Source organism: Marinomonas vulgaris (genome assembly GCF_018145875.1).
GTDB classification, from domain to species: domain Bacteria; phylum Pseudomonadota; class Gammaproteobacteria; order Pseudomonadales; family Marinomonadaceae; genus Marinomonas; species Marinomonas vulgaris.
Genome location: NZ_JAGSSV010000003.1, coordinates 136,246 through 156,950, shown reverse-complemented (window position 1 = coordinate 156,950; position 20,705 = coordinate 136,246). Strand labels below are relative to the sequence as shown.

Genomic DNA, 20,705 nt, shown 5'->3' with positions numbered 1-20,705 from the left:
ACAAAATGACAGTTTAGGCTGTCGTTTTATACTAAAGCTAATAGCGTTTAGAGCCGTCTGCGCGCGAGCGTAACAAGTTAAGAATCCACATGTATTGCTCGGGGCGCTGGCCGATCATTTGCTCCAATGCTTTATTCATTAAAATCGCGTCTTGGGTGTCGTCTCCCGTTGGGAAGTTTTCCAACGCAGGAAAAATATGCAGTTCATATTTTCCCGTCTTCGAATTGTACGCTTGAAACATGGGCACAATATGCGCTTTCGTCAACTTGGTCAGTTTTCCTAGACCCTTCATGGTGGCTTTTTCAGCGCTGAAAAAGGGCACAAAGACCGAATGTTGAGCACCCAAATCTTCATCTGGCAAGTAATACCCCACATGGCCTTTCTTGACGGATTGAAGAAAAGGTTTAATACCAGCACTTCTAGGGTAAACAACGCCGCGACCGTATTGCATGCGCTGGGTGTGCATTAACCAATCCATCACAGGGTTTTTCTGCGGCTTCATAATGGTGGTTACCGTGTACCCAAGAAAAGCCAACATAGAGCCGGTGTAATCAATCGCCCAACAATGCGGCACCAAGGTAATGACATTTTCACCCTTGTCGAGCAGTGGAAACAGATGCTCGCCACCCATAACTTGATTGCGGCTTTGTTTGTATTTGTCACTGCGTACCAACAACTCACCGTAACCGAAACAAAACTGCGCCGCGGTTTCCAAGCTTGCACGTAAAATACGCTCTCTTTCTTCGTCTGTTTTTTCTGGAAAACACGATTGCAGATTGATACGAGCACGCTTTAGCGTGCCACTTTTTCGCTTCAAAATAATAGGAACCACTTTACACGCCAGCTTGTCGCGAAGACGAAAGGGCACATAGGCCAGTAAAATCACCAACAAGACCACCAGCCAGGTAAGCCAAAAACGAGGCGATAAAAAACGCCATTGAAAAGTAGGATTATAGGTATTTTTATCAGATGGGAGCATGTCGTACAGTTCGTCTAATGATCGTAAAAAGCCATATTACCTTACCGCAGCGGTCTTTTTATATAGCATCGCTTATTTCCATGTACCTTCCATGTCGCTAAGGCACCAATACCACCCTCGTCATCAAATAGCCATTGACTATTTTTCACTCTGAATATATTTTGGATACAAAATACATAACATAACTTTGTCTTTAAAATTCTTTAACTCCGCGAAAGAGGCCAGTGACCATGAACACAAACGTATTTAACGGCGTAATGCCGGCCCTAATGACGCCATGCAAACCTGACCGTACGCCAGACTTCGATGGTCTGGTCAAAAAAGGGCAGGAAATGATGGCAGCGGGCATGTCGGCGGTGGTGTATTGCGGCTCGATGGGCGATTGGCCCTTGCTGACCGATGCTGAGCGCATGGAAGGTGTCGAGCGTTTGGTCAATGCCGGCATTCCTGTTGTCGTTGGCACTGGGGCGATTAATACCAAGTCTGCCGTGGCATTGGCCGCCCATGCGCAAAACGTCGGTGCGGCGGGTCTGATGGTGATTCCTCGTGTATTGTCTCGTGGTTCCGTGATTGCAGCACAGCGCCATCACTTTAAAGCCATTCTTGACGCCGCGCCGGATGTGCCCGCTATTATTTACAACAGCCCAGTATATGGGTTTGCCACCCGTGCGGATTTGTTTTTTAGCTTGCGTGCTGAACACCCCAATTTGGTCGGTTTTAAAGAGTTTGGCGGCGAAGATGACCTGCGTTATGCAGCGGAAAACATCACCTCGCAAGACGATGACGTATTGCTCATGATCGGCGTCGACACCGCGGTTGTGCACGGCTTTGTTAACTGTGGTGCTGTTGGCGCCATTACCGGCATTGGCACGGCGCTGCCAAAAGAAGTGTTGTTGCTAGCGAACTTATCCCGCAAGGCCGCTGCTGGTAACGCCGAAGCGCGGGTGCGAGCCAAAGAATTAGAAGAAGCCTTTAGCGTGTTAGCAAGCTTTGACGAAGGCCCAGATTTAGTGCTGTTTTTCAAATACCTATTGGTGTTGAATGGGGAAGAAGAATACCGTTTACACTTCAACGAAACAGACGAACTCAACGACGCTCAGCGCCATTATTGTGAACAACAATATAGCCTGTTCAAAACCTGGTTTGCGGACTGGTCTACACAGGGCGGAGTACTGTCTACTATTTTGCAGGAAACCCAATGCTAACCCTTGTCGATAGCCACACCGAAGGCGAGCCAACCCGAGTCATATTAGAAGGCGGGCCTGATCTTGGATCAGGGCCCTTATCGGAACGAGCGACACGGCTTGCCACCGAACATAAAGACTTCTACCGCTCATTGGTCGTCGAGCCCTATGGTCAAGAAGCCATGGTGGGGGCTTTATTGGTGGAACCCACCGATGCGAGCTGCGTCACTGGCGTTATCTACTTCGATGCCGCTGCGGTGATTGGCATGTGTGGTCATGGCACCATTGGGCTGGCGGCGACGCTGGCTCACCTAGGTAAAATCGGCGTTGGCACCCATAAAATTGAAACACCTGTGGGCATTGTTGAAGTCACGCTAACCGACCAAAACACCGTGACCGTACAAAATATCGACAGCTATCGCTTCAAAAAAGGCGTTGAACTGGGCGTGAAAGGCGTGGGCAAGGTCGTAGGAGACATCGCCTACGGCGGCAATTGGTTCTTTCTGGTGGATAACAGCCCAACACCCGTATTACCGAATAATATTCGCACCTTAACCGAGGTGGGCATTCAGGTTCGTAACACGCTTTACGCTCATGGTATCGAAGGCGAACACGGCGGCATCATCGATCACATCGTGTTTTTTGGCCCAGCGCTGACCGACAAAGGTCATTCGCGCAATTTCGTATTGTGCCCTGACGATGCTTACGATCGCTCCCCTTGCGGCACCGGCAGTTCGGCGCGTTTGGCTTGCTTAGCCGCCGATCAACGCCTAGCGCCAGGGGAAGACATTTACCAAGAAAGCACCATAGGCAGCGGCTACACCTTGAGTTATCAATATTCCACAGCGGAAAATGCACCAGTAGGCGCTGTCGTTCCGTCTATTACCGGGCAAGCGTTTATCACTCGAGAAGCCAAAATGATGCTCAACCCAACCGACCCTTTGCGCCACGGCGTGTCCCTATGACATCGCTCGACGTTTCTGATGCGGCTAATTATGACGTCATTGTTATTGGTGCTGGCATTATCGGCATCAGCACGGCATTGCGCTTACAGCAAGAAGGCAAGCAGGTTCTGGTCATCGACAGCAAAGGCGTAGCCGCAGAAACGTCGGCGGGCAACGCGGGCGCTTTTGCCTTTGCCGATGTGATTCCCTTGGCAACGCCTGGTATTATGCGCACCGCACCAAAGTGGCTGCTGGACCCGCTCGGGCCCTTGTCGATTCGACCGGCTTACGCATTTAAAATAATGCCTTGGATGCTGCATTTCTGGCGCGCCAGTTGGCAAGACCGTTACGTAGCGGCGCTCACAGCACAATCTACCTTAATGGACTTTTCGAAAGACGCCCTAGAACGACAAATACAACGGGTGAATGGCGAAGCCTTGATTCGTCGAGAAGGGCAGTTGCAGCTGTACGAAGGCGAAGCCGAGTTCACAGCCTCTTTGGCGGGCTGGCAAACTCGAAAAGAACACGGCGTGGTATTTGAACTCTTAGACAGCGTAGACGCCATTGCCAAAATTCAGCCTGGCATTCATCCTCGTTTTACCCACGCGGGCTTCACGCCAGAATGGAAAAACGTTGTGCACCCAAAAGTGTGGACGGAACACCTTGCCGATTACCTCCATCGTGCCGGCGGTGCCATGGCGATAGACACAGTACAAGCGATTGATATCAAAACGGATTCGGTAAAAATCCAAACCTCTAGCAACCTCTATACAGCAACAAAAATCGTTGTAGCCGCTGGCGCATGGTCGAAGACACTCGCTCGCTCTTTAGGAGACAGTGTGCCGTTAGACACAGAACGTGGGTACAACACCACCTTGCCAGCCGGCGCGTTTGAGCTAAAAACCCATATCACCTTTAGCAATCATGGTTTTGTGGTCACCAAAGCGGGCGACGGCGTTCGCGTTGGCGGCGCGGTAGAACTGGGCGGATTATCTTTAGCCCCTAATTACCAGCGCGCGGATATTTTACTCAAAAAAGCCAAAGCCTTTTTGCCAGATTTAAACATGGAAGGCGGAACGCAATGGATGGGCTTTCGCCCTTCCATGCCAGACAGCTTGCCGGTAATCAGTTATGCCAGCCAATCTAGACGCATCGTTTACGCTTTTGGTCATGGCCATCTTGGGTTGACGCAATCCGCTGGTACCGCCGAGTTGGTAGCAGAGTTAATAAACGAACAAACACCGAGTATTCCCATGAACGCCTATGGCGCGCAGCGTTTCAAATGATTTTTTACCCATTGTTCGCAGTATGATGTAATCAAACCTCTTATAAGCATTAGGGAGACAATATGAGTGACAATATAACGCTTAGTTTGGCTGAAGTCCGTGAGTTAAGTGAGTCGGTACTCGCCCACCATGGCTTTAATAACGACCACGCCAAGGCGATTACCGATATTATTTACACCAATCAGTTAGGCGACTGTCATTCCCATGGCTTGTATCGGTTGCTTATGTGCATCGAAAGTATCCGATCTGGTCGTGCCAGTGGCACCGCCGCACCAACCATCTCGGATGTCGGCCCTTCTGTGGTTCGCGCCGACGCCAACGATGGTATTTCGTTACTGGCCATGAAGGCCGCCATGCCTTTGTTGATCGAAAAAGCCAAGAAAAACGGCGTCGCCGCCTTGGCGATCAATCGTTGTTTTCACTTTTCTGCGCTCTGGCCCGAAGTAGAAATGCTTTCTGCCGCTGGCTTAGCCGGCATGGCCATGTTGCCCAGCCATGCATGGGTCGCGCCCGCCGGTGGAACACGTGGTTTGCTAGGCACCAATCCGTTCGCGTTTAGCTGGCCACGCCAAGGCAAAGCGCCTTTTACCTTTGATTTTGCCACCAGCCAATTTGCACGGGGTGAAATAGAACTGTACCGCCGAGCAGGTAAAGCCTTGCCAGAAGGCGTCGCTATTGATAAAAACGGCCAACCCACCACCGACGCCGAAGCGGCGATGAACGGTGCCATGCTAACGTTTGGCGGGCACAAAGGGTCTGCTTTTTCATTGATGATTGAATTAATGGCGGGACCGCTGATCGATGATTTAACCAGTAAAGAAAGCATGGCCGCCGCCGGTGGTAAACCCGAAGCGCCGTATCATGGTGAGATCATTCTCGCGTTTGATCCCAACATGCTCAGCGGTGGCCGTGTGACAGAAAACAACGACCGCGCCGAGCGCTTGTTCGCCGATGTGATCGACCAAGGCGCTCGTCTACCGTCTCAACGCCGTCAAGCTGCACAGGCGTTTAACCTAGAACGCAACGCGGTGGACATTCCGCGCGCGCTCTACGACGATCTGATCGCACTGAAAACATCGTGATTATTGTAAATCTGTAGGCAGCAAAGCCGCTGGAATGTCTTGGAAACACACCGGACGCAAGAAACGACGAATCGCCATGGTGCCCACCGAGGTCGCACCAAAATTGGTGGAGGCAGGATAAGGGCCGCCATGCACCATGGTGTCACATACTTCCACACCCGTAGGAAAGGCGTTCGCCAAGATTCGGCCCGCTTTGCGTTCTAGGATTGGCATAAAAGTACGAGCCGTTTCCAGATCGGCATCGTCTATATGCAAGGTGCAGGTCAGTTGACCCTCTAGGTGTTTAGCGACACGTAGCATCTCTTCGACATTGTTTGCCACCACCACCACGCCCAACGGGCCAAACACTTCTTGCGCTAAGGTTTCATTCGCCAACCATTCTTCAGCGGTAGTGGCGTACAAATACGGCGTAGCAAGGCGCGCATCGCAGTGAGTGCTCAGCACTTCTTTGACGCCAGAGGTGGAGGCAATACCTTGTTGCCCTGCACGGTACGCCCGTGCAATGCCGTCTGTCAGCATGGTTTGAGCAGGTACAGTCGACAAGGCTTGTTTGGTTTGGGCAACAAAATAATCCGCCTCTGATCCCGCTACCAAGATCGCCATGCCTGGATTGGTACAGAATTGTCCCGCGCCCATGCTTAATGAAGCCGCCCAGCCTTTAGCTAACGCCTCGCCACGATTGGACACCGCATGAGGAAACAAGAACATAGGATTCACTGAACCCAATTCACCAAAAAAAGGAATCGGCTCGGGGCGCGCGGCGCATAAATCGAATAACGCTCGTCCACCGGCCAATGAGCCAGTAAAGCCAACCGCTTTAATAAGTGGGTGTTCGACCAGCGCTTTACCCACCTCGAAGGTCTCGCCACTGTCTTGTATCACACTCACGGTTCCCGCCGGCATTTGGCAAAGAACCATCGCTGCATGCAAGGCTTCTGCAATGATTTCCGTGGTGCCCGGGTGAGCCGGATGACCTTTCACGACCACAGGACAACCCGCCGCCAACGCTGAAGCGGTATCTCCTCCCGCTGTCGAAAACGCCAATGGAAAGTTAGACGCCCCAAAGACAGCAACGGGGCCGATCGGGCGCTGCATTAAGCGCAATTCGGCACGCGGTAAAGGCTGACGATCCGGTAAAGCTTGGTCATGTCGACGATCTAAATAGTCGCCATCCAAAATATGCTGAGCGAATAAACGCAACTGGCCGCAAGTGCGGCCTCGTTCCCCTTGTAAACGCGCTTCAGGCAAGCCGGTTTCAGACGTTCCTATGGCGGTGATCGCCTCACCACGAGCGTCAATTTCGTCGGCGATGGCGTGTAAAAAAGCCGCTCGCTTTTCTCGTGGCAAACCACTGTAGTCATAAAAAGCGTCTTCCGCTGCGGTCACGGCGGCATTCACCAGATCAACAGAACCTTTTGAAAAGGAAAAGGCTTCGCCGTGTGCAGGGGAAGAACGAAATTGTGGTTCTGTGCTGATCCATTGACCCGCAATGAAGTGTTTTCCGTGGGGAGTAAACGTCATAAAACCCTCAACTTGATGAATTTGTTAGTTTTGCATTTTGTATCCAATTTTTGTTAAGGCAATTGTTCACTATTTTATGGCTCGTAACAAGGTCAATATAAAGGAGAGTTATGCCATGCGCGTTTGCTTCACCAACGCAATAACTTGGTTCTTGGTATTGATCAAATGCTCTTTGAGTTGCTCCGTTGCGGCGGGCACATCTCGCTGACGCGCTAACTCAAGCAATAAATGATGATCGTGACTGGCGTTTTCACGGTTATTTAATTTATCGATGTGCATACTGACGTAACGATTGGCTTGCAAGGTAACTCTTTTTAACAGCGCTTCCGTCAAATGGCGTCCAGCCGCTTCATAGAGTTTTCCATGGTAGGCTGCGTTTAATGGCCCCCAATCTGCAATATTACCCTCACGATAAGACGCATCCATGGCCGCCAATATCGCCTCACATTCAGCAAAGTGTGTTTCTGTCATATCGGGAATCGAGCGCTGAAACAAATCCATTTCCAGCAAGATACGAACATCAAAAATTTCCGCGATTTCATCCAATGAATGTTTGGTAACGGTTGCCCCGCGGTTGTTTTTAAACACCACCAACCCTTCCGAGTCCAAGCGTTTTAGGGCTTCTCGCACTGGCATACGCGATACGTCGTATTCTTCAGCAAGCAGCTCTTGGCGAATCAAGGTGCCTTCTTCTAAATCACCGCTCAAAATTCGGTTACGCAAATCCGCGACAATAACATCCGGTAAACTTTGACGAACCACCGCTCTTTTTTGTGCCAATTTCTTACCCTCTTATGGTCTTGATCAACGACGGTTGAGCTTCAAACATAGGCTTTAAGCCGCCTTTTTACATTTCACCATATTATACTAAAAACTCGTTTAATAACGACGCATCACAATAGGTCACTTAATGTTTGAACCACATCAAACATTGAATTGATTGCTGCCCATTTTTCAAATCAAACCAATTGCCTACTATCGATCAATCGCAAACACACAAATCAACTCGCGTTGCTACTTTTGGAGACTCGCATGCAAGCACGACTATCTCAGCCTTCTTTATTAAAAAGCCAATCCTACATCAATGGCGAGTGGGTCGCGGCCGCGTCGGGCGAGACATTTTCTGTTTCCAATCCGTCTACCGGTGAACACCTAATTGATGTCGCCGATCTCGGTGCAACAGAAACCACTCTTGCAGTAGAAGCCGCTGAAAAGGCGCAAAAAGCATGGCAAGCGACGACAGCCAAAGAGCGTGCAACCTTGTTGCGCCGCTGGAACCAACTGATTCTTGACAACCAAGATGACCTCGCCACTCTAATGACGCTAGAGCAAGGCAAACCTTTTGCAGAAGCCAAAGGCGAAGTGGCTTATGGCGCGGCGTTTATTGATTGGTTCGCCGACGAAGCGCGTCGTTTAAACGGCGATGTGATTCCAAGCTTCGCCAAAGACAAGCGCGTTCTGACCATGAAGCAGCCGATCGGTGTTGTGGCGGCCATTACGCCATGGAACTTTCCCATCGCCATGATCACTCGTAAAGTCGGCCCAGCGTTGGCGGCAGGCTGCACTATTGTTATTAAACCTTCTGACGAAACCCCATTGTGTGCCTTGGCATTGGCGGAATTGGCTCATCAAGCGGGCATTCCAGCGGGCGTGTTGAACGTGGTAGTGGGTAAAGACGCGAAAGCCATTGGTGGCGTGTTAACCAGCCATCCTACCGTGCGTAAATTGTCTTTCACCGGCTCCACACCAGTAGGCAAGTTACTACTGGCGCAGTGCGCAAATACCGTCAAACGGACGTCAATGGAATTGGGCGGCAACGCGCCTTTTATCGTGTTTGATGACGCCGACCTAGACGCCGCAGTAGAGGGTGCGATTGCCTCTAAATACCGCAACGCCGGTCAAACCTGTGTATGCGCTAACCGTATTTTGGTGCAAGAGGGCGTTTACGACGCCTTTGCTGAGAAGCTCGCAGCGCGGGTTGCAACCTTTAAAACCGGTGACGGTTTTGCCAAAGATGTGTCGATTGGGCCACTCATTAATACCGCAGCGGTCAACAAAGTAGACGAACTGGTCAAAGACGCCGTCGCAAAAGGTGCCAACATTTTGGTTGGTGGTTCAAAGGCCACTGAAGCCGGCGCGCAATTCTTTGAGCCAACGATTCTAACTGGCGTCACCGAAGACATGGCGATTTTCTCTAACGAAATCTTCGGCCCTGTCGCGCCTTTGTTCAAATTCACCACCGAAGACGAAGCGGTTGCTATGGCGAACAATACCCCGTTTGGCTTGGCGTCCTACTTCTATTCCCAAAATATGGCGCGTATTTGGCGTGTTACCGAAGCGTTGGAATACGGCATGGTGGGTGTAAACGAAGGGCTTATTTCCAACGAAGTCGCGCCATTTGGTGGCGTGAAAGAGTCTGGCAGTGGCCGTGAAGGCTCTCAGTACGGCATCGATGAATACATCGAAATCAAATACATGTGCATAGGTGGATTGGCGTAATTCTCGTCTTTCTTTACTCAACTCGACGGATAACCACACGCTCTTTTTGTCGGTGTCGACAAGAAAAGCGTGACATACATTAGAGCGAAAAACGAACATTAAGGTGAAAAAATGAACAACGCAGATTTACAACAACGCAAAGAAAACGCCATTGCACGCGGTCAAGCCAATATGGCGCCTGTCTATGTTGACCGAGCTTTGAATTCCGAAGTATGGGATGTGGAAGGCAATCGTCACATCGATTTTGGTGCTGGCATCGCGGTGCTAAATACCGGCCACAACCATCCAAAAGTAAAAGCCGCTGTACTAGCGCAAATGGAACGCTTCACCCACACTTGTGTGATGGTCAGCCCTTATGAATCCGCGGTTGCGTTGGCAGAAAAACTCAATGCCGCTGCGCCTGGCGACACGCCGAAGAAATCGATTTTCGTCACAACCGGTGCCGAAGCGGTTGAAAACTGTGTCAAGATCGCCCGCGCTCATACAGGTCGCCCTGGTATCATCGCGTTCAACGGCGGTTACCATGGTCGTACTAATATGACCCTCGGTCTAACAGGCAAAGTCGCCCCTTACAAAATCGGCTTTGGTCCATTCCCAAGCGATATTTATCACGTACCGTACCCAAATGAATTTTTGGGCATCAGTGAAGATCAAGCTATGGCAGATTTGGCCATGCGCTTTACCTGCGACATAGAAGCCTCTCGCGTTGCTGCGATTTTGATCGAGCCAGTACAAGGCGAGGGCGGTTTTTACAAAGCGTCGTCCAGCTTTCTACAAAAACTGCGCGCCTTGTGTGACGAGCACGGCATGTTGCTCATCATCGACGAAATTCAATCGGGCTTTGGTCGTACCGGTACCCTGTTCTGCCACGAGCAAGCAGGGGTTGAAGCCGATCTTATGACCACAGCAAAAGGCATCGCGGGCGGTATTCCATTAGCCGCTGTAGTGGGTAAAGCCGACATCATGGACGCGCCGGTTCCTGGTGGACTGGGTGGCACCTACGGTGGTTCTCCAATTGGTTGTGCGGCTGGCCTTGCGGTATTCGATGTGATTGAAGAAGAAAAATTGTGCGAACGCGCTACCAAAGTGGGTGCTCACTTCGTTAAACATCTAACGGCTATTCAAGCAGAATACCCACAGTTGATTGGCGATGTGCGTAATGCTGGCGCCATGATTGCCATCGAATTTTTACACGATGGCGACGTCAACAAGCCTTATCCAGAATTGGCGAAGAAACTACCGGCTATTGCAGCACAACACGGTTTAATTTTGTTGTCTTGTGGTATTCGTGGCAACGTTATTCGCTTCTTGCCGGCGTTGACGATCGAAATGGATCTGATTGATGAAGGCATGGAAATCTTTAAAGCCTGCCTGAAAAAAGCCCTCGCGTAAGCGTTTGCTTTTGCGTTCTCGATCTAAACGAGATTGACCCTAAGCCATCGTGGTAACACGGTGGCTTTTCTTATGCCTAAAAATAGACAAGGGCTAGTAGGGCGCGACAATAAGGTCTTTGATGGTGTTATGTAGTACCTCTAAAAACAACTCTCTCGCTTTGTTGGGCTGGGCGGTTTTCTTTGTTGCAACCGCAACGCCTAAGTCGTAATAACGAGTCGTTGTCGCCACCGCAACAATTTGCCCAGAGGCAATATACGGCTTGGCATACAACTCCGGTAAAAAACCAACGTATTGCCCTGACAAAATCAACGCTAAACGACTATCGTAAAAGTAACTAATGCTAGACAGCTTCATGTGCGAGATTTGCTCGCTGGCTTGCTCATGGTATTTCAGGCCCGCGTGGGACGATGGGAAACTATCGACGCGCGCTTCCTGTTCCTCACTCGACATGCTCGCCAATGGGTGATCTTGGGTGGCGTACACAAAGCAGCGATCATTGTACAAATGAATGTAATCAAGGCCGTCCAGCTTACGATGATAGGGGATAAAACCCACGTCCGCTTCGTCGTTAAGTACCATTCTCTCAATGTTCGTCATCGAAGCCACGTTCGTAGTAATAAAAACCTCGGGCGCCACATTGCTAAAATGTTTAATCAACTCGGGAAAATGACTGCGAGGGTCCAAACTAACCTTATCTGATAACGCAATGCGCAGCTTTCCGGTAAGACTGACGTTGAGATTGTTCACCGTGGTTCGAAACGCATCAAGCGACTCCAACAACCGCTCGGTCATCTCGTAAATAATCACCCCTTCTTCCGTCAAGGAAAAACCACCGCGACCACGCTTACACAACACCAAATTAAGACGCGCCTCAAGATTAGAGATGTGCAAACTGATCGTCGAACGACCAATATTCAACGAGGTTTCCGCCGCTGAAAAACCACCACAATCAACCACGGTTTTAAACACTTTTAACTGCTTAATCTCATAATCACCCACCTGACCCAGCGAGTAGTTTTTTGCGCTCATTGTGATGTCTACTCCGAAAGAAACATTTTATTACGATTAGTTTACACGCATTGAAGGGACTTTTATCTCTTCGAGATGCGTCATTTTGTAAGAACTTTATTTGTAGCTCAAAACAATAATTATCAAATAACTTCATGTAGTAGAGAGTCATGTGAAAATAGTCTTCATAAAAAACTAATTCTTTAGCTGATCACCCATTGTTAAAAGCACTTTTCTGGTGCGCTTTGTTATGTTTATGAGATATTTTTTGAACACTGTAAAAAAGCAAAAAAAGTGCACGTTTTCAAGGTGATACGTCACTATTTCTCATGCTATTAATCAAATAGACTCACGTTTAATATGCACCAATTTGGCACAACAAGCCCTCAATAAGTGCGCATCGTGGATGTATTTATTTGATTTATATAAGCTTTTGCTTTTCTTCATTGTTTGGTAAGCACAAAACTTTAGATAGATTTTGCGTGCTTTAATGCGTGCACACTTTTTGAAAGTATCGATTGCGAGGTATAGACAAAACATAAATTTACCATCCAAACATTTCGAGGTGACACTATGATGAAAGCAATCCAGAAACTGAAAAAGCACTTGATTACAGGTTCATTGACTATGGCTCTTGGTCTGGGGGCTGTGGCATCAACAGCCCATGCTGCTGAATACAACTGGCGCTTCGCCAATCTTTACAGCCGTGGTACCGCGTTTGGTGAGGTCTATGAAAATTTTGCTAAAAATATTGAAACCATGTCTAACGGTCGTATCAAAGTACAAACACTGTACGCTGGAGAGGGCGTAGGTTCTTCTGGTATTTTTGGTTCCGTTAAAACAGGACTAATTACCATGGGAGCGACGTTTCAATCTTTGAACGCAGGTGAACTACCTGCAGGTATTGTTGAAATCGGCTTACCTGGTGGCACCAGTGACGTTGCTGAACTGTCTACCTTGTTCCATGAGAAAGGCTGGGGACCTATTCTAGAAAGAGCGTACGCAGAACAAGGCCTTGTTTGGCTTGACCCTTATATTCAGCCTGCTGTTTACGTTCTTACAAAAGAACCAATTAACTCTATTGAAGACTTCAAAGGTTTGAAAATCCGAGCACCAGGCGCATATGGTAAGTTCCTTCGCAACTTGGGTGCTTCACCGGTTTCTCTTTCTTGGTCCGAAATCTATACCAGTCTTTCAACTGGCGTCATTGACGGTTCTATCGGTTCAAACATGATCGATCACCGTGACGGTAACCACGTTGAAGTAGCAAAATACATGTATCCTCTTCCTTTAGCTGGCGCACAAGTATTACCTATCATTGTAAATAAAAGCGCTTGGAACAAATTACCTGATGACCTGAAAGCCATCGTAAAAGCCGCTACAACAGCCCACGCTCAAGAGCAAATGAACAAATCTAAATTGTGGGAAGCCGAAGCCGTTGCAGACATGCAGTCAAAAGGCCTTCAGTGGAGCCCTGCTGCAAGCGATGCAGATAAGTTAGCTTGGAAGAATGCTGGTGCGAGTCTTTATGACGAATACGCAGCAGCTGATAAGTTCAGCAAAGAGCTGATTGATATTCTTCGTAAAGAACAGATGTAATACAGCTAGCAACTTCTCAGAATAACGGCCTTTTCGAAGGCCGTTATTCTTTCTTCACTCACCTACACAGGTAGTAAAATAATGATAATGACTGCTATTAGGCGCTATTGTCTGGGAGTGCACACATTGGTGGCTTTCATTGGAAATTCTGTTTCCTATCTGATGCCATTATTGGCGCTTGTCGTTGCATTTGAGGTTTTCTCTCGATACATCTTGAATCAGCCGACAGTTTGGGCATACGACACTTCTTTGTTCATTTTTAGTTATATTGCCGCATTAGGCGGCGCCTACGCTCAACAGCAGCGTGCGCATATCAATGTTGATATTTTATATAACAAGGTCTCTGATCGCTTAAAAGGGGTCTTTAACTTGTTTTCCTTTGCCTTGGCGATATTGTTTGTTGTGATTATGTGCAAGGTCAGCATCGGAAAGTTCGAAGAGGCTCTAGAGTTTAATTATCGCCGTCAAAGCGAATGGGCACCTCAAATGCATCATTACTGGTTAATGATTGCCGTAGCCAGTGTTCTTCTCATCCTCCAGCTTTCAAGCGACTGGATTAACTCACTTCATCAGGCAATAACAGGCAAGCCATTACTACCTGAATTGTTGAAAGATGCACAGGAAGATGACCAATGATTGGTATTGAATTATTAACGGGAATTTTATTAGTCTGTATCGTTGTCGCATTCGCGTTGGGTGCGCCCGTTGGTCTAGCGTTAGGTGGTATTGCCATGGGCATCGGCTACCTGACTTGGGGAGATGCACTATTTAATGTTATTCCAACTACGCTAGAGTCTACACATTTTAGTTTCATTTTACTGGCTATCCCTCTGTACATTTATATGGGACAGCTACTTACTCGTTCGGGCATTGGCGATGCTATGTTTAATGCCAGCCAAATGATTATCGGTCGAGTTCGAGGTTCGCTAGCCATCAGCGTTATCGTCGTGTGTTCTATGATTGGTGCCATGGTGGGTATAATCGGTGCAGGTATCATGACCTCAGGCAGTATCGCTCTTCGTCCTATGTTGGAACGTGGCTACGATAAACGCCTTGCCTTAGGGGTTATCATGGCAGGTGGTGGTTTAGGCATATTAATTCCTCCTAGTATCCCTATGATCATGTTTGCCTCTTCGACACAAAATTCAGTAGGGCGCATGTTTATTGGTGCGTTAATTCCTGCTCTGATCACCATTATATTGCTAATCACGTACGTGGTAATTTCTTGTAAGCTCAACCCTAAAAGAGCGCCGCTTGATCCAGTACCAGAGGTATTACCTACCGTCAAAGAAAAGTTTTTAACCGCTCGAGATGGCCTGCTTTCTTTGTTGTTAATTGTTGCCGTGCTTGGCAGCATTATTATGGGTATTGCAACGCCAACAGAATCAGGCGCCATTGGTGTCGTCGGTGCCATTGTACTGGCCATTCTATTCAAACGATTCAAGCCAAGAATGGTACAAAAAGCCGGTATGCAGGCGGCCTTATTAGTCAGTGTTGCCATGTGGATTATTGTTGGGGCATCCGTGTTTAGTAACTTCCATCTGCTGATGGGCGTTCAAAACATGGTGGCTGGTTTTACGCAAGACCTAGGCCTACCGCCCATTGTCATCATTATGTTATTTCAGCTAATCATGTTGTTGCTCGGCTTCATTATTGATGAGTTCATTATTGTTCTAATATGTGCGCCTATTTTTACTCCCATCGCCGTGGCACTCGGTTACGACCCTATATGGTTTGGTATCTTGATGATCTTAAATATCGAGATTGCAGTACAAACACCACCCTATGGTTTCGCGCTATTTTATCTCAAAGGTATCGCACCGCCTGGTGTGACCATGTTAGATATATATAAGTCGATATTACCTTTTGTATTGCTCAAATTACTGGTTCTCATCACTGTCATGATGATCCCTGAACTAGTCACTTGGTTACCAAATCAGTTAATGGATTAATACTCTGATTTTACAAGTCGATTAAAAAAACCAAAAAAAAGAGCTTCAATTTGAAGCTCTTTTTTTGGTTCAAATATAGGTTACAAAAACCTATTAATTCTCTTTCTATATATAGATTAACGCGATATCTCTTCCACCTTGTCACAAATATACTCGCCAATCGGTATTGCTGATGTAGCGGCAGGCGAGGGTGCATTGCATACGTGCAGGCTTCGTGGACTGTTGGCAAAGAGGAAGTCGTGTACCAGTGAGCCATCTTTCATGACCGCTTGCGCGCGAATACCAGCAGGGTAAGGTTGTAAGTCGGCCACTGTCAGTTGAGGACAGTATTTTTGCACCATTTTTAGATAGCCCGGTTTCCACAAGGAGTTTTTTGTTTCTACCAAGCCGGTGCGCCAGTTGTTTTTTAATACGCGCCAGAAGCCTGAAAAACGCATCATGTCCGCGATGTCTTTAATCGAAATATTGACTCGTCCATAGCCTTCGCGTTTCCAACCCTGTACTGCGTTAGGCCCAACGGTTACAGAACCGTCAATCATGCGCGTTAAATGCACGCCGAGAAAAGGAAGGTCAGGATCAGGAATAGGGTAGATTAGGTGGTTAACAATGTTGTTGTATTTCGCTGGCAGTTGGTAGTACTCGCCACGAAACGGGATAATTTGAAAGTCCGTCGGGATGCCCAACATCTTGGTGGTTCTGTCAGCCATTAAACCGGAACAGGTGATTAAGAAACGCCCCTGAAAGGTCTTTTCTGCGCCTTGGTGTTGCGCAACCACGGTGACTTCTTGCTCGCTTTCCATCAGTCCTGTCACTTCATGATTCAATAGGGCGGTACCGCCCAATTCAACGAACTCTTCGGCCATGTGAGTGGTGACTTGCTGATAGTTTACGATGGCGGTGTCTTTGACAAAAAATCCACCTAAGCCAACAATGTTGGGCTCGCGTTGCTTTAATTGCTCAGCGTCGAGCATTTCTACATCTAAGCCGTTTTCTTTGCAACGCTCGAACAAAGCCTTCATGCGCTCGACTTCTAACTCAGTCGTTGCGACCAACAGCTTACCGCATTGCTCATAAGGAATGTTTTTACGGTCACAAAATGCCATGGTGGCGGACACGCCCGCTTTGCAAAAACGCGCCTTCATACTGCCTGGCGCATAATACACACCCGCATGAATCACGCCGCTGTTATGTCCAGTTTGGTGCTTGGAATACACGGACTCTTTTTCGAGCAATAACACTTTCTTATCTTGATGGCGTTGTTGTAGTTGCCATGCGGTAGAAACGCCGACAATGCCGCCGCCAATAATAATAAAATCGTACATCATCTTGTTCTCGCTCAGCTTGCTGATGGTGGGTTCATTATACCCATACAAAAGCAGCGACGAAGCCGTTACTTCGTCGCTGCTTTGATTCTCTTTTTGGTATCACTGTGTCGTCATCACTGGATGACCAAACCCTAGCTAATCCGTGAAATGTCCTCGTTGGCGAAGCAGCTCGCGGCATAAGCCAGGATGAGGTACAAACTTATCGCGACCATGCAGCCAGAAATGATTGTGAATCACCAACATAGAACCCACAGGCATAGGAACCGACAAAAAGTTAGGGTCCGCTTCTAGAGATTCACCCATTTCAAATAAATACTTACCTTGCGCCTTGTTACTTGGCTCAGCGAATTGGTCGATGTATAGCATCATAGGATTACCGTCAGCATCCTCCTCAAAGAACACAGGATGTTCAACTTTCACATCAACGTTTTTCGATTTTGGTGCGCCCCATACAATGTCTTGCTTAGCTAATGGGTGCTTAGCAAATGTCTCCAACTCAGCCCAATCATCCACATGCAGCAACAATGAATTGCCGCCTTGCATGTTTTCTTCTTTTAGCTTTTGCATCAAAACATAATCGGTGCGCTCGTTCACATAAGTACCATCATTGTGCAGCTCCATGCGACGATGGGGCTTGCGCAAGTAACTGTCAGAGTTATCGACGTTACGTACAGTAAAGCGTGCGTAATATTGTCCGTACATGGCATCGTGATTAGATAAACCAATGATATGCGAAATCGCAGTAGACAATTTCACTTCAAATTCCGTACGAGCTTCACCGTCTTCTACACCAGGATTACCTTGATAGTTCAGCAAAAACGCCCCTGTTGCTCGATCTCGAACTATATCATTGAGGCATTTACCCAAAGTGTAACCTGTCACCTTATCCAACCGGTCGGCCACTTCAAAGCGTAAGAAAGGTTTGTATTCAATACCTTGGACCGTCCACTCTGCTACAGCGTCTGCAAACGCGGTGATTGTTGCTTCGTCTAAGGTAACAATTTGTAAGCGTTTACTAGCGGGAAAATCCGCTACAGTAAAGCCCTGCATGGTATAAGGAATGGTCTGCTCTTTTGCAACGGCGCTCATTGTGTGTCTCCTGTTGTTTTTGTTTTTCACTTAAAATATCGTCATTAATTAAAAACGTCTACGTTTTGACGTAATGTAATTCATTTAATTTAAACGTCAAGCATTTTTGAGCAAACGCTCTTAACTATTTTTCTGTCTTCACATAGAATGCAAACCTCACTACTCACACTTAGCGGTTAATAAACGCCGCAAGAGAACTCGCCACATGAGCGCATAATGATGAAAACAAATGAAAAAACCGACGTTGACAACAAAGACAACTCAGCCGCTCAAGTGCTGGGGGCGCTAACTTATGACATTTTGACGGGGTATTTTCAGCCAGGTGAAAAGCTGCGAATGACGCGATTAAAAGCGCGCTATGACGTGGGGGTTGGGCCATTACGAGAAGCCTTGTCCCAGCTCTTGGTAAAACAGTTAGTCATTGTTGAGAACCAGCGGGGCTTTCGTGTACACCCAATCTCTAAAGCAGAACTGATTGATATTTACGAGACCCGAGCCGAAATCGAAGCCCTGTGTGTCGGCTTTGCCATAGAACGCGGTGACGATGAATGGGAAGCGAATATTGTGGCCTGCGCGCACAAAATGAAGCTCCACGCCGACTTGCTCGAAAACGAGCCACATTTGTGGGAGCAATATCACCACGACTTTCATTCTGCTATCGCCGAAGGGTGTCAGTCGCCTGCTTTGTTACAAGTACGAGATGCACTTTATGAAAAAGCCTCTCGCTACCGTAACTTGTGGCTTAAAAAAAACATGGTGGATTTGTCTGTATTTGATGCGAACAAAAAAGAACACGAAGCCCTGGTCGAGGCATTACTAAGCCGAAACGCCGCGACTGCGACAGCCATCATTCGTAAACACATACTCAGCCCAAGCCTAATTTTGCAAGCGACGGCGGTGATTGATAACCCTTTTGACTGACGTCACGTTTTGAACCAACTCAGCGCTGCTTCAGCCTTCTTACAATTAAGAAAAGGATATGCACAACATGGACATCATTCACACTAAACGCCCTTCTTGTATGATCCGTCACGCCTCTGTCGACGACGCCGAATTGGTTGTGCACTTTATGCAGGAGTTGGGACGATTTCAGAAAATGGCTGATAGCATCATTGCCACACCTGAACGTATTGCGCGTCTATTAGAAAAAGGCATTGGTGAGGCTATTTTTATATCAGACAACGGCATTGATGTCGGTTTTGCCTATTATTATGAAAAGAGCTCGGCTTTTTCTGGTCGTTCCGGTTTGTACCTCGATGCTTTATTTATTGACGATGCTGTTCGAGGCAAAGGAATTGGCAACCTAGTCATGCAATTTTTATCTAGATTAGCAGTATCTCGTGGGTGCGAATTCTTAGAGTGGGGGTGCCTAGATTGGAACACACCAGCGATTGAATTTTACCAAAATCAGGGGGCTTACTGCATTGATAACATGCGGATTTACCGTTTAGCGCCAGACGAACTGGCTAAGAACGCGGCGCTTTTTTAAGACTCTCTACTACAACCCAAACATCAATGTACCAGCGAATTACGATTCTTCGTCTTGCTGAGAATACCAATTCATAATGTAGGGGGCGATTTCAGCGCCACAGACAAAGAAGTGCCCGTTCAATAGGGTTTCTCTTTGATTATAGCGAAACGGTTTGCCTTGAGGGGTAACGAGCATACCGCCTGCGGCTTCTATGATGGCTTGTTGCGCGGCGGTGTCCCATTCGCTGGTCGGCCCACGGCGCAGGTGCAAATCAGCAATGCCTTCGGCGATACGACAACCTTTTATTGAACTGCCTTTGGGTAATTCTCGTACCTGTTCATAGGTTTCTTTGAGGTTGTTTTTTAAATCGACCGGCAGCGATGGACCGTGGCTACGGCTCGTCATGGCAATAATCGGTTCGCGCGGTGTTCGTACGGTAATGAGTTCGTATTCGTCGCCTTGCCATTTAATGGCGCCAACCGGCAAATTCTCCCATGCTGTCGTAGCACCAAAGTAACCTTCGGTTGTTGTCGGTAGGTACACCATACCCAGCAAAGGCACACCGTTCTCGACCAAAGCAATATTAATACTGAACTCGCCGTTGCGTTTGATGAATTCTTTGGTGCCATCGAGAGGGTCAACAACCCAGAGTGTGGACCACTTGGAACGCTCTTCAAAGGTCACCACACCTTCTTCGGACAGAACAGGAATATCAGGTGTAAGCGTTTTCAAACCTGCTAAGATTATATTATGTGCCGCAAGGTCAGCCGCCGTGACAGGGCTGTCGTCTAGCTTTTGCTCGATGCCAAGATCAGCGCGTTGATAAACTTCCATAATTACATCAGCGGCATCGTACATTATTTTTTGAAGAGCTTGAAAAATGGGGTGTGTTTTAACGTCCTGCATAACAGCCTCGAATATGACAACAGAATAGGATCAACGCATTCTCTATGAGTAAACCAGAAAAGCACTCGACACCACAAGCCGTACGTTTAGATAAGTGGCTTTGGGCCGCTCGTTTTTATAAAACCCGCTCGCTCTGCAAAGACGCCATTGATGGCGGCAAGGTCTCCTACAACGGCAGCAAAGGCAAAGCCAGTCGCAATGTGGAAGTGGGCGCCTTGATCGGCATTCGCCTTGGATGGGATGAAAAGGTGGTAAAAATCATCGACATCAGCGGCCAACGACGCGGCGCACCTGAAGCGCAAATGCTGTACGAGGAAACCCCAGAGTCCATTGCTAAGCGGGAAAAGCGTGCGCTAGAGAATAAGTCGTTTGGCGGACGCATTATGTCGGACCATAAACCCAACAAGAAAGAACGCCGCGACATTAAGCAACTCAAAAAAGATATGTTCAGTGGCACAGAGTAAG

Annotated in this window: 19 protein-coding genes; 12 read left to right on the top strand and 7 right to left on the bottom strand. The window is 48.0% G+C overall.

The annotated features are described in order from the left end of the window. Positions 1 to 37: 37 nt before the first annotated feature. Positions 38 to 979 carry a lauroyl-Kdo(2)-lipid IV(A) myristoyltransferase gene (lpxM, locus tag J9B83_RS04375; RefSeq protein ID WP_211535517.1) on the bottom strand — a complete coding sequence of 314 codons (942 nt, stop codon included), beginning with the start codon at positions 977 to 979 and terminating at the stop codon, positions 38 to 40. 230 nt (positions 980 to 1,209) lie between these two features. Here lpxM and J9B83_RS04370 point away from each other — a divergent pair, with 230 nt between their 5' ends. The 4 genes from J9B83_RS04370 to J9B83_RS04355 all read left to right on the top strand — a co-directional run bounded on the left by J9B83_RS04370 (position 1,210) and on the right by J9B83_RS04355 (position 5,475). Further along, positions 1,210 to 2,184, top strand: a complete 975-nt coding sequence (locus J9B83_RS04370) for a dihydrodipicolinate synthase family protein (RefSeq protein WP_211535516.1) — start codon at positions 1,210 to 1,212, stop codon at positions 2,182 to 2,184. Next, a complete protein-coding gene (locus J9B83_RS04365; protein WP_211535515.1) occupies positions 2,178 to 3,128 on the top strand; it encodes a 4-hydroxyproline epimerase in 951 nt (316 codons plus the stop codon). The genes J9B83_RS04370 and J9B83_RS04365 overlap by 7 nt, the downstream gene beginning before the upstream one ends. Further along, positions 3,125 to 4,393 (top strand): NAD(P)/FAD-dependent oxidoreductase, encoded by a 1,269-nt coding sequence (locus J9B83_RS04360; protein WP_211535514.1) that lies wholly within the window; start codon positions 3,125 to 3,127, stop codon positions 4,391 to 4,393. Before J9B83_RS04365 ends, J9B83_RS04360 begins: the two co-directional genes overlap by 4 nt. 62 nt (positions 4,394 to 4,455) lie before the next feature. Beyond that, the gene (locus J9B83_RS04355; protein ID WP_211535513.1) at positions 4,456 to 5,475 is read left to right on the top strand and encodes an Ldh family oxidoreductase; all 1,020 of its coding nucleotides are present in this window, start codon (positions 4,456 to 4,458) and stop codon (positions 5,473 to 5,475) included. On the opposite strand, the gene J9B83_RS04350 is transcribed toward J9B83_RS04355, so the two are convergent. Together J9B83_RS04350 and J9B83_RS04345 are read right to left on the bottom strand one after the other, a co-directional pair. Beyond that, positions 5,476 to 6,996: an aldehyde dehydrogenase (NADP(+)) gene (locus J9B83_RS04350; RefSeq protein ID WP_211535512.1), complete on the bottom strand. Its 1,521-nt coding sequence runs from the start codon at positions 6,994 to 6,996 to the stop codon at positions 5,476 to 5,478. It abuts the gene before it with no gap. A 108-nt stretch (positions 6,997 to 7,104) separates the two neighbouring features. Next, complete coding sequence (locus tag J9B83_RS04345) at positions 7,105 to 7,776, bottom strand: GntR family transcriptional regulator (RefSeq protein ID WP_211535511.1); 672 nt, start codon at positions 7,774 to 7,776, stop codon at positions 7,105 to 7,107. A gap of 252 nt (positions 7,777 to 8,028) precedes the next feature. On the opposite strand from J9B83_RS04345, the gene J9B83_RS04340 reads away from it, so the two are divergent. Further along, positions 8,029 to 9,495 carry an NAD-dependent succinate-semialdehyde dehydrogenase gene (locus J9B83_RS04340; protein WP_211535510.1) on the top strand — a complete coding sequence of 489 codons (1,467 nt, stop codon included), beginning with the start codon at positions 8,029 to 8,031 and terminating at the stop codon, positions 9,493 to 9,495. A 111-nt stretch (positions 9,496 to 9,606) separates the two neighbouring features. Beyond that, entirely contained in the window at positions 9,607 to 10,887 is a 1,281-nt protein-coding gene (gene gabT, locus J9B83_RS04335; protein ID WP_211535509.1) for a 4-aminobutyrate--2-oxoglutarate transaminase, read from the top strand. A 93-nt stretch (positions 10,888 to 10,980) separates the two neighbouring features. On the opposite strand, the gene J9B83_RS04330 is transcribed toward gabT, so the two are convergent. Beyond that, positions 10,981 to 11,919, bottom strand: a complete 939-nt coding sequence (locus J9B83_RS04330; protein WP_211535508.1) for a LysR family transcriptional regulator — start codon at positions 11,917 to 11,919, stop codon at positions 10,981 to 10,983. Positions 11,920 to 12,471: 552 nt separating this feature from the next. Between J9B83_RS04330 and J9B83_RS04325 the strand changes: the two genes are divergently transcribed. The 3 genes from J9B83_RS04325 (at position 12,472) to J9B83_RS04315 (ending at position 15,449) form a co-directional block, all read left to right on the top strand. Then, entirely contained in the window at positions 12,472 to 13,497 is a 1,026-nt protein-coding gene (locus J9B83_RS04325; RefSeq protein WP_211535507.1) for a TRAP transporter substrate-binding protein, read from the top strand. Between the two features lie 129 nt (positions 13,498 to 13,626). Then, positions 13,627 to 14,133 carry a TRAP transporter small permease subunit gene (locus tag J9B83_RS04320; RefSeq protein ID WP_328797691.1) on the top strand — a complete coding sequence of 169 codons (507 nt, stop codon included), beginning with the start codon at positions 13,627 to 13,629 and terminating at the stop codon, positions 14,131 to 14,133. Further along, complete coding sequence (locus tag J9B83_RS04315; RefSeq protein ID WP_211535505.1) at positions 14,130 to 15,449, top strand: TRAP transporter large permease; 1,320 nt, start codon at positions 14,130 to 14,132, stop codon at positions 15,447 to 15,449. The genes J9B83_RS04320 and J9B83_RS04315 overlap by 4 nt, the downstream gene beginning before the upstream one ends. 116 nt (positions 15,450 to 15,565) lie before the next feature. On the opposite strand, the gene lhgO is transcribed toward J9B83_RS04315, so the two are convergent. Both lhgO and glaH read right to left on the bottom strand, forming a co-directional pair. Then, entirely contained in the window at positions 15,566 to 16,774 is a 1,209-nt protein-coding gene (gene lhgO / locus J9B83_RS04310) for an L-2-hydroxyglutarate oxidase (RefSeq protein ID WP_211535504.1), read from the bottom strand. Between the two features lie 135 nt (positions 16,775 to 16,909). Then, positions 16,910 to 17,863, bottom strand: a complete 954-nt coding sequence (gene glaH, locus J9B83_RS04305; protein WP_211535503.1) for a glutarate dioxygenase GlaH — start codon at positions 17,861 to 17,863, stop codon at positions 16,910 to 16,912. A gap of 216 nt (positions 17,864 to 18,079) precedes the next feature. On the opposite strand from glaH, the gene csiR reads away from it, so the two are divergent. After that, the gene (gene csiR, locus J9B83_RS04300) at positions 18,080 to 18,784 is read left to right on the top strand and encodes a DNA-binding transcriptional regulator CsiR (protein ID WP_236037103.1); all 705 of its coding nucleotides are present in this window, start codon (positions 18,080 to 18,082) and stop codon (positions 18,782 to 18,784) included. 67 nt (positions 18,785 to 18,851) lie between these two features. Next, positions 18,852 to 19,352, top strand: a complete 501-nt coding sequence (locus J9B83_RS04295; RefSeq protein ID WP_211535502.1) for a GNAT family N-acetyltransferase — start codon at positions 18,852 to 18,854, stop codon at positions 19,350 to 19,352. Positions 19,353 to 19,391: 39 nt separating this feature from the next. Here J9B83_RS04295 and cysQ read toward each other — a convergent pair whose 3' ends face one another. Next, positions 19,392 to 20,240 (bottom strand): 3'(2'),5'-bisphosphate nucleotidase CysQ, encoded by an 849-nt coding sequence (gene cysQ / locus J9B83_RS04290; protein ID WP_211535501.1) that lies wholly within the window; start codon positions 20,238 to 20,240, stop codon positions 19,392 to 19,394. 44 nt (positions 20,241 to 20,284) lie between these two features. On the opposite strand from cysQ, the gene J9B83_RS04285 reads away from it, so the two are divergent. Continuing rightward, positions 20,285 to 20,704, top strand: coding sequence for an RNA-binding S4 domain-containing protein (locus J9B83_RS04285; protein ID WP_211535500.1), 420 nt, complete (start codon positions 20,285 to 20,287; stop codon positions 20,702 to 20,704). Position 20,705 lies beyond the last annotated feature (1 nt).

What these genes read in the sequence shown, in the direction of transcription:
- lpxM (WP_211535517.1), bottom strand. Translation starts at nt 979, where the DNA reads ATGCTCCCATCTGATAAAAATACCTATAATCCTACTTTTCAATGGCGT.
- J9B83_RS04370 (WP_211535516.1), top strand. Translation starts at nt 1,210, where the DNA reads ATGAACACAAACGTATTTAACGGCGTAATGCCGGCCCTAATGACGCCA.
- J9B83_RS04365 (WP_211535515.1), top strand. Translation starts at nt 2,178, where the DNA reads ATGCTAACCCTTGTCGATAGCCACACCGAAGGCGAGCCAACCCGAGTC.
- J9B83_RS04360 (WP_211535514.1), top strand. Translation starts at nt 3,125, where the DNA reads ATGACATCGCTCGACGTTTCTGATGCGGCTAATTATGACGTCATTGTT.
- J9B83_RS04355 (WP_211535513.1), top strand. Translation starts at nt 4,456, where the DNA reads ATGAGTGACAATATAACGCTTAGTTTGGCTGAAGTCCGTGAGTTAAGT.
- J9B83_RS04350 (WP_211535512.1), bottom strand. Translation starts at nt 6,996, where the DNA reads ATGACGTTTACTCCCCACGGAAAACACTTCATTGCGGGTCAATGGATC.
- J9B83_RS04340 (WP_211535510.1), top strand. Translation starts at nt 8,029, where the DNA reads ATGCAAGCACGACTATCTCAGCCTTCTTTATTAAAAAGCCAATCCTAC.
- gabT (WP_211535509.1), top strand. Translation starts at nt 9,607, where the DNA reads ATGAACAACGCAGATTTACAACAACGCAAAGAAAACGCCATTGCACGC.
- J9B83_RS04330 (WP_211535508.1), bottom strand. Translation starts at nt 11,919, where the DNA reads ATGAGCGCAAAAAACTACTCGCTGGGTCAGGTGGGTGATTATGAGATT.
- J9B83_RS04325 (WP_211535507.1), top strand. Translation starts at nt 12,472, where the DNA reads ATGATGAAAGCAATCCAGAAACTGAAAAAGCACTTGATTACAGGTTCA.
- J9B83_RS04315 (WP_211535505.1), top strand. Translation starts at nt 14,130, where the DNA reads ATGATTGGTATTGAATTATTAACGGGAATTTTATTAGTCTGTATCGTT.
- lhgO (WP_211535504.1), bottom strand. Translation starts at nt 16,774, where the DNA reads ATGATGTACGATTTTATTATTATTGGCGGCGGCATTGTCGGCGTTTCT.
- glaH (WP_211535503.1), bottom strand. Translation starts at nt 17,863, where the DNA reads ATGAGCGCCGTTGCAAAAGAGCAGACCATTCCTTATACCATGCAGGGC.
- csiR (WP_236037103.1), top strand. Translation starts at nt 18,080, where the DNA reads ATGATGAAAACAAATGAAAAAACCGACGTTGACAACAAAGACAACTCA.
- J9B83_RS04295 (WP_211535502.1), top strand. Translation starts at nt 18,852, where the DNA reads ATGGACATCATTCACACTAAACGCCCTTCTTGTATGATCCGTCACGCC.
- cysQ (WP_211535501.1), bottom strand. Translation starts at nt 20,240, where the DNA reads ATGCAGGACGTTAAAACACACCCCATTTTTCAAGCTCTTCAAAAAATA.
- J9B83_RS04285 (WP_211535500.1), top strand. Translation starts at nt 20,285, where the DNA reads ATGAGTAAACCAGAAAAGCACTCGACACCACAAGCCGTACGTTTAGAT.